Source organism: Dokdonia sp. Dokd-P16 (genome assembly GCF_003095655.1).
In the GTDB taxonomy this organism is placed as follows: Bacteria; Bacteroidota; Bacteroidia; order Flavobacteriales; family Flavobacteriaceae; genus Dokdonia.
The window spans coordinates 1,461,778-1,474,587 of record NZ_CP029151.1 but is presented as its reverse complement, the minus strand read 5'-3'; the positions used below and the strand labels follow the sequence as shown (position 1 = coordinate 1,474,587).

Below are 12,810 nucleotides of genomic sequence, written 5' to 3'. Positions count from 1 at the left end.
TTTGTAGGAGTAAGAACGTAATTTTATGAACTACCATCTCGCTCAAGTTAACGTTGCCCGCATGAAAGGGGTCTCCATAAATGATCCAGAGATGAAGGATTTTAGAGACCATACAGATGAGGTAAATACACTTGCAGAGCAATCTAAAGGTTTTGTGTGGCGGGATGTTTTTGATGAGAATGCCACACCTCAACCCAATGCCCTAGCCGATGAGCAAGTGCTTATAAATTTCTCTATATGGGAGGATGTAGAGTCGCTTAGAACCTATACTTACACGACGTTCCATACAGCCATTATGAAACGCCAGAAGGAATGGTTTCAAAAGTATGGTGAAGCACATTATGCGCTATGGTGGATAGAAGCCGGAACCACTCCCACAGAAAAAGAAGCTATCGAACGACTAGAATATCTCCAAAAAAATGGCACTAGTGCCCATGCGTTTACTTTTAAAGAAGTTTTTGAAAAGCCTGTGTAAACTTTCCGCTTGCGCGAAAAAATGAGTTTCTAGAAAGAAAAATGCTTTTCAATATGGGCTCGTGCTTCTCTTAGATCTGAAAAGAGTGCATCTGCTCTTTGTAGTCTTTTATGTTGTGTGGTATCATGTTGTACTATCAAACACTGCAATCCTGCGTCTTTTGCAGAAGTCATACCGCTGTGTGTATCTTCTATGGCGATACAATTTTCTGACTGGAGTCCTAAATCACTAAGTGCTTTGAGGTAAGATTCTGGACTAGGTTTAGTGTCCTTTACATCTGAGGAAGTCACTGTAATCTCAAAAAAGTGTGCAAGATCTTCCTTGCCAAAAATAATATCTACCATCTCACGATCACTTCCTGTGACAAGTGCTAGGGTGATTCCCTTATCTTTATAATAATTGAGCGTCTCTATTGCATGAGGCATAAATGCAACTGGTGAGTTACGGAGGTTTTTATAAGACAGCGCTTCTTTTTTCTTAAGCGTTTCTTCAAAGGGAATATCAAGATTGTGCTCCTTAATGATTTGCTCCAAGGCATAATATGCAGGCTTTCCTGCCATGGTTTCTGCATATTCTTCCCAAGAATATTGGATATTAAACGGCTCCAACAACTCATTAAATGCATCAAAATGAAGCGACTCTGAGTTTACTAAAGTTCCGTCAAAATCAAAAAGTACTGCCTTTAATTCTTGCTTTTTCATATCTAATTATAAGAGATGCGAACCTACCCAAAAATCAAGGGTTTGGTCTTAAATTATTGTTATGATTTAGGACTGGTATGATTAATTACGCTTTCGCGAAAGCGTGCCTACATATAAAGTACGTCTAACACCGCTAAAGTATCGTCGCTTTTTCCCTACATTTACATAAAACAATCACTTTATTATGGGTCAATTACTGTTGTGGGCAACTATATCAATCTTTTTTTCATTCTTGTGTTCTATACTTGAAGCTGTACTTCTAAGTGTGACACCTACTTTTATAAACATCAAGAAAAACGAAGGAAAAGCCTATGCCGAAACTCTTGAAGAACTTAAAAAAGATGTAGATAAACCACTTATTGCAATCCTTACCTTAAACACACTTGCCCATACTGTAGGTGCAATGATGGTAGGTACTGTTGCTGCAGATTTGTATCCAGAATTTATTATTAACCTTGGATTTACAGAGATTAACTTTCTTGGTTTTGTATCTGCACTTATGACGTTGCTTATTTTAATTGCAAGTGAGATTATACCTAAAACTATAGGTGCAAAATTCTGGAAGTCTCTTGCAAATTTCTCTGCAAAGACGCTCACAATTATGGTGGCCAGTTTAAAATACACCGGTATTTTATGGTTACTACAGCTTTTTACGCGTATGGTAGGTGGTGGCGGTCACCACGAGAGCGTGTTGAGCCGTGAGGACTTTACTGCAATGGCACAAATGGCAGGTGAAGATGGTGTTTTTGAAGAAAGCGAATCAAAAATACTTAACAACCTTCTTACATTTAAAGAGGTGCTTACTAAAGATATTATGACGCCTCGCACCGTGATAAAAATGGCAGACGCATCAACCACCGTTGCCGACTTTTTTGCTGAGAATCAATCATTACGTTTTTCTCGTATTCCTATTTTTGAAGGAACAAGAGATCATATCACAGGTATTGTTTTAAAAAGCGAAGTGTATCGTGAGATGGCTTTAGACAAACATTCAACTACTTTAAAGGAGATAGAACGTCCTATTCTTGTTACAAAACGCAATCTGCCTATTCCAGATCTATTTGATCAGCTTATTTCTACTAAAAACCATATAGCACTAGTAGTAGACGAGTATGGAACTATGAGCGGTCTTGTTACTATGGAAGACGTTATTGAAACTTTATTAGGACTAGAAATCATGGATGAAAGCGACAACGTGGCCGACTTGCAAACACTAGCTCGAAAAAACTGGCAAAAGCGTGCAAAAACCTTAGGTCTTTATGATGACAAGAACTCAGAAAACACACCTTCTGGCTCGTAGCTTAACCCGTAAATTACTCACTCGCAGAAGCTATTGCTTGTGATTTTTTATTTTTAATATTGCGCAATATGACGCTCAAGAATTGAGATACATCATAAGGCTTTACTAGTATGTCATCCATACCAGCTTTGTAGATTTTATGACGTATCTCATCAATCTCTACGGCTGTAAGTGCGACTATTGGTATACTCGTATCAAATTTTCTAATATCCTTAGTTGCCTCGATACCATCTTTTTTAGGCATGTGAATGTCCATAAGAATTAAGTCATACATTCCGTTTTGAACCATGCTTACTGCCTCTATACCATCGCTAGCGAGATCGCATGAAAACCCTTTATTTTCAAGTAGTTTTTGAGTAATCTTTTGATTAATACGGTTATCATCTACCACTAAGAGATGTGTTCCCTGAAGCGTGTGTATACTCTCTATTGTATCAATTTGTTTTTGCTCTACAGAAGCTATTCCCGTGGCTTTCTCTAGGTTAATTACAAATGAGAAAGTTGCTCCATTTCCTTCTTCGCTTACTAACGTAATATCGCTATCGTAAAGCGCTAGTAGTTTCTTCACAATAGGTAAACCTAAACCAGTACCTTGATAATTGTAGTTTTTATTTTCTACCTGAGAGAATTCTTCAAAAATACTTTGCTGGCTATTTTTTGGAATTCCCATCCCATCATCTTCTATGCTAAATGCTGTTCTATATAGCCCATCTGCGGTAATAGACTCCTTTTTTATACGAACCCATATATTTCCATTTTCATTAAATTTAATGGCATTCCCTATGAGATTCATTAAAATTTGAGAAAGCCTTACTGAGTCTCCTACAAGTTGGTTAGGAAGGTCTTTATCAATCTCTAAATGTAATTTATTATTATTTTGCTCTAGACTAAATTCAAATGAATGCGTGATACTCCTTAAAAGTGTATTAAGTTTAAAAGGTGTATGCTCGAGCTTAATATTTTTTGCTTCCATTTTACTCATAAGAAGCACATCGTTAATGAGTGCGAGCAGATAATCTGCCGAGAATTTAAGCGATCTCAAATCATGCCTATGCTTGTTTACCTCTGTATCTTCAAGTAGGATTGATGCAATCCCTATCACTCCATAAAGCGGTGTACGCAGCTCATGGCTAATTGTTGAGAAGAATTGAGTTTTAAGTTTAGAAAGTTCTTCGGCGTCGTTTTTTGCTTTTTCTAGTTGCTTATTTTTTTCGCGTAAGCGTAATAAGTTTTGCTTGCGTGCTCGATACAATGTGAAAATTATAAAAAGCGCCACAAGTAGTATGGATGAAGCAAAAAGAAGCGCCGTTGTAGTTTTGAGCGAACTCTCGGCTACTTGATCCAATAATTCTTTTTCTTTTGTGGCTATCTCAAGGTCACGTTCATTTTCTCGAGAGTAAAACTGTGCGCTTGCAACCTGCAATTCCTTCTGGCTTTCATTTTTAAAAACTTCATTTGCTAGTTGTAACTGACGTTGTGAGTGGTAGTATGCTGCCTCAAAATTTTTATTGCTTTCATAAAATTTTGCAAGTTGCTTTTGAGCTTCCTCCTCTTCGGCAACTAGGCCTTCTGAAAAACTGATTTCTATCGCTTCCATAAAAGCATCTTCGGCGAGCGTTTCTTGTTTACTACTAGTGTAATATCTTCCTAGTAATGTGAGCACTCTTGCGCGGCTTTTACGGTCTAAGGAATCTCTTAAACTTGCAAATTTAGCTTGCATTAAAGCAGGGTATGCTTCGTCAAAATTTTCTTGCTTTAAGTACAGTGTAGCGAGGTTTATACGCGCGCCAAGTGACTTATCTGAGCCATCAAGTTTTTCTATTAACTGGATATTTTTCTGCAAGTAGTTAATCGCCTTGTCTTGATACCCCTCAGAAGATGCGTATAACTTTCCTAAATCATTGTAAGAAGATGCTAGTAGTGTATCATTTTTAAGTTCTTGTGCTATCACAAGCGCTTTTTCAAAAACATCTCGTGATTTTACCGTGTCTTGCAATGATAAATACACGGCGCCTAGAATGGAGTAACCACTATACTGCTTGTTTTTATCATCTTGCTTTTGTGCTCTTTTTAGAACATCATCTAGCGTCTGGATAGCGCTTTTATACTCCTGATTCTGCAATTGAATAGCAGCGAGATCTAATGTAATACTCTGATAATTTTCTATGTCTTGAGACGGCGTTTGTGCCATCATTATTAAAGAAAATAAGCTAAAAACCAGATAAGTAAGGTGTTGCGCGAGCCGCATATGTAGATATTATAATCCATAAAAGTACTGATTGGCAGTAAGATAAACAACACCTTAATTGGTATATTTGAGATAATGGAACACGCAATTATAGCCACACCTATAGGATTATTAGAGTTAAAAGCCTCTAGCGATGGCCTGAGTTCTGTATTATTTATAGAAACAGATGCATTACCCACTACGATAATTCCAAAAGCACTTGATGATGCTGTCGCCCAAATTCTAGAATACTTTGCGAGAGAACGCACTACTTTTTCCCTCAAGCTCAATCCGTCAGGTACAGATTTTCAACGTCGAGTTTGGAGAGAGTTAGAGGCTATACCATTTGGAAAAACAACCTCGTATCTAGCTATGGCAAAACAGCTAGGCGACCCTAAAGTAATACGTGCAGCAGCAAGCGCAAATGGTAAGAACCCCCTTTCTATAATCATTCCTTGTCATCGCGTGATAGGCAGCGATGGCTCTCTAACGGGTTATGCTGGCGGATTATATCGTAAAAAATGGCTGCTTGAACACGAAAGTCCCGTTACTCAGGGTTCGTTGTTTTGAAGTAAAGGTTTCAATCTCGCTTTCGCGAAAGCAAAAAAAATTGACATTTGCCTACCTAAAATAATCTTTCGAATAACCTAATTACAAATATCAAAACACACAAATCGCTGTCAATTAGCATTTTATTGTATTTTAACGTCATTAAATAAGATTTTAGGCTTGAAAATAACCGAATAAACAAATGATAGATACGTTACAACTAGAACATATCCTTTTTTTGGATATTGAGACAGTACCTCAACATCAAGATTTTTCTGATCTAGACGATGTAGAAAAGGCACTTTACGCAGATAAGACAAAATACCTGCGTAAAGATGAGCATACTCCAGAGACTTTTTATGAACGCGCTGGCATTTGGGCAGAGTTTGGAAAAATCGTGTGTATTTCTGTAGGTTATTTTAACGCTAGTGTAGCAGGCAAGAGATTTAGAACCACCTCTTTTGCTGGAGATGATGAATCAATTCTCCTCAATGATTTTAAAACCCTACTAGAAACACATTTTAATGGCAAGCAGCATCTTCTTTGTGCTCATAATGGTAAGGAGTTTGACTTTCCATATATCGCTCGTAGGATGATTATAAATGGCATTACATTACCTCATAAGCTTAACCTCTTTGGAAAAAAACCTTGGGAGATACCTCACATTGATACCTTAGACTTATGGAAGTTTGGAGATTACAAACACTACACCTCCTTAAAACTGCTCACAAAAATACTCGGCATCCCTTCTCCTAAGGACGATATAGACGGCAGCCAAGTAAGGGCAGTCTACTACGAAGAAAAGGATATAAAACGTATTGTAGTATATTGTGAAAAAGACACCGTTGCTGTTGCTCAAATTGTATTGAGACTGCGCAACGAGAAACTACTCGAAGAGAGTGAAATCATTTCTGTATAACTAGTTACTACTCATCATGAAGGTAAAACATATTTTAACCATATTTATTTTAGGTCTTATCTGCACTGTGTTAGGTGCGCTATTTAAGGTTATGCACTGGCCTTTAGCACCAGAATTATTAAGTGGCGGCACGTTTTTACAAGTTATCGCTGGGATTATAGGTATCTGGAAAATATATACTACAGAAGAATTTAAGAAATTTCTTAATAAGTAATAATGTTGTCTTATTAAGCTGAGTACGCTTTCGCGAAAGCGTAATTATTCACAAAGAAAAATCCCGATATCAAATTGATATCGGGATTTTTATGATCCACTACATTAAGAAACAAATACTATTTCTTAATAAAACGTTTTACCATTTTTGTAGTTGCTGTTTCCACTTCAAGAATATAAACACCAGTCTCTAATCTTGAAACATCAAGTGTGTTTTCAAAATTACCTTTGTGTACTACCTGACCTAATAGATTATAGATAGTCACGGCGGTTGCTTCTGTACCGTTTAAGTTAATTGAAAGTTCTCCACGAGTTACAGGATTAGGGAATATGGAGAATTCTCCACTTCCTGATGCTTCGGTTAGACTGCTCTGAGCATCATTTGCTCCAAATCCAGCACTACTTACCACATTTACAATATAATCCTCTACTTCTCCATACTGGAAGCTCTCACAAGCTGTAGGGATCCCGTTATACTTCATAGAAACTCTCATTCTCGTTGCTCCTTGAGATGCTCCAGAAGGCACGCTAAATGTTCCCGTAATAGGAGTAGCAGATGTTGCAGCTCTCGTGTATACGGTTTCTCCTGCATCTGTAAAATCTCCATCACGGTTCCAGTCTACAAATACTGCATACCCTTCATTATATACAGTTCCAGTCCATCTTGGAGTAATTGTGATTGTATTACTACTTCCTAGTGTTGTAGAAAGGTTTGTAAAATCTCCATAACCTCCAGCGGATGCTCCGGTTGCATTATTAATGCTTCCAATCTGTACACGTTGTATGTACTCGTCACTAACACTATTTCCGTTTGATGCACAGTATCCAGATGGTGCACCTGTATCACCTCCGCCAGCTCCGGTAGATAGTGCTACATTATCTATAGCAACATCAGATTCCCATGTACCACCAGTAATACGGTTGAAACGTAATTGCACTGTCCCGCCAGTGTATCCATCAAGATTGATTGTTACTGCATTCCACTGGTTACCTTGGTTTCCAGTTTGGTTCCATAGGCTTGTCCATGTCGTTCCTCCATCTGCACTTGCTTCAAGATCTATACGGCCACCGTCTGTAGATCCAAACATGTGATAATCAAATGTAAAGTTTGCTTCTGTTTCTCCTGTTAGATCAAAACAAGGTGAGTTTATAATCGCTCTTTTGTTAGGGAAACCTGCTCCATTACCTGACGCTTCTACATATAAGTAGAAAGATCCATCTGCTCCAGAACTTGGACCCGTATTATTAGATGGCGTTCCTGACGCATCACGTGTCCAGTTTATATCATCTCCTGTAGCTTGTGACCACTGACCTAGTCCTGACTCAAAACTCTCACTATATGGAGCACTTGCTGTACCTACACATCCACTAGGTGGTGCAGTAGTTTCTGTTGTCGCAGTTACGGTATTGCTATTTCCTGAGATATTACCTGCTTCATCTTTGGCGCGAACCGTAAATTGATAGGTAGTTCCTTCTACTAAACCTGTAATATTTGCCGAAGTAGCTGTTACTTCTCCTAGGTTATTAGTTCCTTGGAACACGTCATATGCTGTTACTGCTACATTATCTGTAGCTGCGGTCCATGATAAGGCTACAGATGTTGTAGTAACATCTGTTACTGCAAGATTAGTAGGCGCGGTAGGTGCTTGAGTATCTGCCGGAGCAGTACCATCAATTGCAAAGCCGTCAATAGCAATATCACCTTGCCAAGAAGTTCCAGTAGTAGCACGGAAACGCAATTGCGTCGCTCCATCATAAGCCGCAAGACTTACTGTTGCATCAAGCCATGCCGCTCCTTTATCTCCTGATTGTACCCATAATTCATCCCAAGTTTGAGAAGTATCATCTCTTGCTTCAAGACGCACAGTTCCTACAGCATTACCTGTCATTTGATAACTAAATGTCGCCTCTGCTGCGCTTACACTTGATAGGTCAAAACAAGGAGAATTTAAAATAGCTGTTTTTGTTGGAAACCCTGCTCCGTCCCCAGATGCTTCTACATAAATGTAAAATGATCCTTCATTTGCAGCTGCTGGTCCCGTATCACTAGATGGTGTTCCAGAAGAGTTTACTGTCCAGTCAATATTATCAGAAGTATCTTGAGACCAAGATCCTATGGTATTTTCAAAACCTTCTGCATAAGGGAAGGCTGCTACTGTAGCACTACAAGATACTGGTGCTGGTGGTCCAGAACATCCACTCGCGAATGATGTAACTTGGTCAGTTTTAGTATTTGTTCCTCCATTACTATTTTCAACAGCATCTACACCTACTCCACGTCTAGCAAAAGCATCCCATATCAAACAGTTGTATTGACCTCCATAAAGATCTTGATCTGCTTGAAGAATTCCATTACGACCAGAAACATACCCTGGATTATTAGCTGTATTTTTAAGTCCCTCTATTACAAGTGACATTGCAATATTATTACCACCATTACCACTGTATTGATTAGGATCATACCCTTTCTCATCTATTAAATCCCAAGTCATATCCCAAAGGATTGTAGCAAATCCGTATCCTACTCCGTGTGGAGCTACTAGATTAGGTACATCATTATAAGTTGTTCCATTTACAGCAAGATCTGTAGAATATCTCGTAGGGCGTATTCCTGGACCAGTTGTAGGTTGTGCTATTGCATAGGTTCCTACTCCTCTAGCAGTATCTCTCGTATCTCCTGGACGTATAGTCATTACCATACCTAGCCAGTCTGACCATCCTTCACCCATTTGCTCAGATCCACCAAGAGCATTAGTACCAGGACCTCCTACGAGACGTGTAGAAATACCATGACCGTACTCATGTGCAATAATTACGTTATCAAAATCACCATCACGGGTAGGATTTGTGAATAAAAACATTTGCATTCTAGGGTTTTGACCATCTGGTGGAGTTGCAAAGTTTGCATTATTACTATCACTACCGTCTTGAGCATCTGCATTTACAGAATCACTTCCCGCACCACCTTTACCATAGTTATTCTCTTGAAAATTACCTGCTGCCTCTGTAAATCCATATTGGTACCATACATCATGCATGATATTATTCCAGTAAAATAAGTTTGTAGTAGCTGCTGGTAAGAAAGTAGATGGAGTGTTATTTAAATTAAGGCTAAAGTCAAAATTAAGAGCACTTCCTCCATTAGGACTTGTACCTGTTCCATTATTACCATTAGTATCATCTTGCGCAAGTACATTATTACCACGCGTTGTTGTAAACTCTGCACCAGCAGATCCGTTTGTGTCGTGCCATCCATAAGGAGAAGCATTAGCATTTGCTGGATCTGTTACTACCACACGATTACCGTGACTAGGACTTTCAACCCCTAGCGGGAAAACATTATAAGAACCTCCTCCTACTGCAGCAGCTGCATAAGTAGCTTCTGTTGCTTTAACTGGTCCATAATTTACTACTTCTGGCTCTTCTGTAGTTGTATGACCATGCTCTTTATGATTAGGATCTTCAAAAGAACAAGAAATTACCCAGTCTGTAGTTTTAAGAATTTCCCCTGTAGATGCATCTACATTTACATTCCACCAGTGCTGGGCATCAAGTTGATAAAGAGATACATTCCAAGTGAGATGCATCTTATCACCTATTGCTAGGTATGTTTTTTCTACCTTAATTGGCTCAAGGCTTATTCCAGAGTTTGCATATTCAAGAAGGTTACCAGAAGATTTTGTAACTCCTAGATTGCTTGGTGTCTTAAGACTATGAGCATTTACAACCTTCAAGATTGCGTTTTCTGGCGTTAATGAAAGTGATGCTCCAGCTGCTTTTTGAGCAACATCCTTTGCAAACTGGTTGATCTCGTAGGTTACTTTACCATCTCTTACGGTGAGTTTGTATGTTCCGTTTTGTACTGGAATACCTTGATACATTTGTTTTACATAAACGTGCTGTATTTCAGGATTAAGAGAAGGTACGATATCTGTAATCTTCCATTGAGCAACGTCTGTAGACTTTAAGCCAACTTCTTCCGCATTGCTACTTAGATAATTTTGGACGATTCCGTCCACACTGGTCTGTGCATAAACGGTGGTTCCTAATAGAAAAGTCATTAGGAAAAAGGAGTAGATTTTCTTCATACTGTAGTTTTAAATTAATTATAGGGAAATCTTAATAAAATATATTTTATAGCAAAAAATTGGCTAAAACTATATGCTTACCTAGTAAATGACGTCATTTCATTAAAGAAATCATAATCTTTTCGATGAACTACACAAAATTTTTTAAGATTTTTTTAAGAAATACGGTTTGTATGAAGAACTGAATGAATCCTTAAACAAGAACTAGATGTTTTCTATACCCGAATGGATTTAATAATGTTTTGAAATACTATGACAATCCCTAATCATAAAAAGTCTCAAATCATGCTCGCTTTTGTGCTAAAAATTGCGATGAGTCCTTATAAAAACAGACCGTAAGAAATCGTATTTTTGAAGTATGCAGCCACAAAAAATCCTTACTGTAAACCAACTATCTATATCCTTTAAACAGCAAGGAGAAGTACAAGAAGTAATACATAATATTTCGTTTGATCTTTATAAAAATGAAATTCTGGCCATTGTGGGTGAGTCCGGATCCGGAAAGAGTGTGTCATCACTTGCTATTCTAGGACTTTTACCTAAGAAAAATACGCTTATTGAGGGCTCCATCGTTTTTGAAAATCAATCATTGCTAGAAACGAAAGAAAAGGATTTTCAGAAAATACGAGGTAATGAAATCTCCATGATTTTTCAAGAGCCTATGAGTAGTCTCAATCCGTCAATGCGATGCGGTGAGCAAGTAGTAGAAATTCTTTTACAACATACTTCACTCAACCGAAAATCTGCCAAAGAAGAAACGCTGCGCTTATTTGAAAAGGTGAAACTACCTACTGTAGAGAAGATTTATAGCGCCTATCCTCATGAGATTTCTGGAGGTCAAAAACAGCGCGTAATGATTGCGATGGCTATCGCTTGTAAACCTAAAATCCTGATTGCAGATGAGCCCACTACTGCCCTAGATGTTACCGTTCAGCAAGAGATTATAGTATTACTTAAGGAATTGCAGTTAGAAAATCAGATGAGTATTATTTTCATTTCTCACGACCTTTCCTTGGTAAGCGAGATAGCAGACAGAGTTGCTGTAATGTACAAGGGAGATATTGTTGAGTACGCTTTCGCGAAAGCGTTATTTTCAAATCCACAACATGAGTACACAAAAGCATTATTAAGTGCGAGACCGTCTCTAGATGAGCGCCTTAAAATGTTACCCACTATAAAAGATTACCTAGATAAAAAACCACTATCTGAAGCCGAAACAACATCCGAAAGAGCCGAACATCTAAAAAATCTGTATGCACAGCCACCTTTACTAGAGGTTATTAATGTAGAAAAAACATACTTTTCTAGTGCCGGCATCTTCGCTGAAGATATTGCCTTTAAAGCTGTAGATGATGTTTCATTTTCCATTTATGAAGGAGAAACCTTAGGTCTTGTAGGCGAGTCTGGTTGTGGTAAATCTACCCTGGGAAATGCCATCTTGCAATTAGATAAAGCGACTGCAGGAACCATTTTGTACAAAGGAATGGCTATTAATGAAATGCGTGGAGCAGCACTGAGAAGTTTAAGAAAGGAAATACAAATCATTTTTCAAGATCCCTTTGCCTCTCTCAATCCAAGGCTTACTGTAGGCCAGGCTATCATAGAGCCTATGGAAGTCCATAAACTTTATGATTCTAAAGCTATGAGAAAAAAGCGCGTGCTAGAATTGTTAGAACGAGTGGGTCTAGAAGCATCGCATTATGATCGTTATCCTCATGAGTTTTCTGGGGGGCAGCGACAACGCATAGGGATTGCTCGTACTATTGCCGTAAATCCTAAATTAATTATTTGTGATGAGTCTGTAAGTGCGCTAGATATATCTGTACAAGCACAAGTACTTAATTTACTTAATGAACTTAAGAAAGATTTTGGCTTTACCTACATTTTTATATCGCATGATCTTGCGGTAGTAAAATACATGTCTGATCAGCTAGTGATTATGAATAAAGGTAAAATAGAAGAAATGGGTGATGCAGATCATATTTATGAGCATCCAGAAAAGGAGTATACTCAAAGACTTATTCATGCCATTCCAAAAGGAATGTAAGGGTTACTAGATCATAAATAGAAATACCTTCTTTGCTAGCCTAGCACAATTTGTAGTAAAATCTGCAGCATGTTTTACACCAGAGACAAATGATCTCGTGGAGTTTGTTATTTTTTCCATAGTAGGGATGAAAAGCAAATGAGGTTTAAAACAAAATCCGCAGGGCTCCCCCCGCGGATTTCTAACAAATCATAACTTAAAACACTCTTATACGTTTAAGTCATACTATAAAACTAAATTACTACGCTCGTTAACGAACTTACTTAGCATTTAATCGAAATCAATTACTTG

The 12,810-nt window shown here is 38.1% G+C and carries 9 protein-coding genes; 6 read left to right on the top strand and 3 right to left on the bottom strand.

Features of this window, described 5'->3' with window-relative positions:
• Window positions 1–25: 25 nt before the first annotated feature.
• A complete protein-coding gene (locus tag DCS32_RS06705; protein ID WP_108877559.1) occupies window positions 26–475 on the top strand; it encodes a DUF3291 domain-containing protein in 450 nt (149 codons plus the stop codon).
• Between the two features lie 29 nt (window positions 476–504).
• On the opposite strand, the gene DCS32_RS06700 is transcribed toward DCS32_RS06705, so the two are convergent.
• Window positions 505–1,176 (bottom strand): HAD family hydrolase, encoded by a 672-nt coding sequence (locus DCS32_RS06700; RefSeq protein ID WP_108877558.1) that lies wholly within the window; start codon window positions 1,174–1,176, stop codon window positions 505–507.
• 184 nt (window positions 1,177–1,360) lie between these two features.
• Here DCS32_RS06700 and DCS32_RS06695 point away from each other — a divergent pair, with 184 nt between their 5' ends.
• Complete coding sequence (locus tag DCS32_RS06695) at window positions 1,361–2,476, top strand: CNNM domain-containing protein (protein ID WP_108877557.1); 1,116 nt, start codon at window positions 1,361–1,363, stop codon at window positions 2,474–2,476.
• Between the two features lie 13 nt (window positions 2,477–2,489).
• Here the strand turns inward: DCS32_RS06695 and DCS32_RS06690 are convergent, their stop codons facing one another.
• Window positions 2,490–4,670 (bottom strand): response regulator, encoded by a 2,181-nt coding sequence (locus DCS32_RS06690; protein WP_162533605.1) that lies wholly within the window; start codon window positions 4,668–4,670, stop codon window positions 2,490–2,492.
• Window positions 4,671–4,799: 129 nt separating this feature from the next.
• On the opposite strand from DCS32_RS06690, the gene DCS32_RS06685 reads away from it, so the two are divergent.
• From DCS32_RS06685 to DCS32_RS06675, 3 genes are all read left to right on the top strand, one after another.
• The gene (locus tag DCS32_RS06685; protein ID WP_108877555.1) at window positions 4,800–5,273 is read left to right on the top strand and encodes a methylated-DNA--[protein]-cysteine S-methyltransferase; all 474 of its coding nucleotides are present in this window, start codon (window positions 4,800–4,802) and stop codon (window positions 5,271–5,273) included.
• 181 nt (window positions 5,274–5,454) lie between these two features.
• Window positions 5,455–6,171 carry a 3'-5' exonuclease gene (locus DCS32_RS06680; RefSeq protein ID WP_108877554.1) on the top strand — a complete coding sequence of 239 codons (717 nt, stop codon included), beginning with the start codon at window positions 5,455–5,457 and terminating at the stop codon, window positions 6,169–6,171.
• Between the two features lie 16 nt (window positions 6,172–6,187).
• Window positions 6,188–6,385, top strand: a complete 198-nt coding sequence (locus tag DCS32_RS06675; protein ID WP_108877553.1) for a gliding motility protein GldL — start codon at window positions 6,188–6,190, stop codon at window positions 6,383–6,385.
• Between the two features lie 118 nt (window positions 6,386–6,503).
• Here DCS32_RS06675 and DCS32_RS06670 read toward each other — a convergent pair whose 3' ends face one another.
• The gene (locus DCS32_RS06670) at window positions 6,504–10,472 is read right to left on the bottom strand and encodes a M36 family metallopeptidase (protein ID WP_108877552.1); all 3,969 of its coding nucleotides are present in this window, start codon (window positions 10,470–10,472) and stop codon (window positions 6,504–6,506) included.
• Window positions 10,473–10,830: 358 nt separating this feature from the next.
• On the opposite strand from DCS32_RS06670, the gene DCS32_RS06665 reads away from it, so the two are divergent.
• Entirely contained in the window at window positions 10,831–12,519 is a 1,689-nt protein-coding gene (locus DCS32_RS06665; RefSeq protein ID WP_108877551.1) for an ABC transporter ATP-binding protein, read from the top strand.
• The last annotated feature ends 291 nt before the right edge of the window (window positions 12,520–12,810 follow it).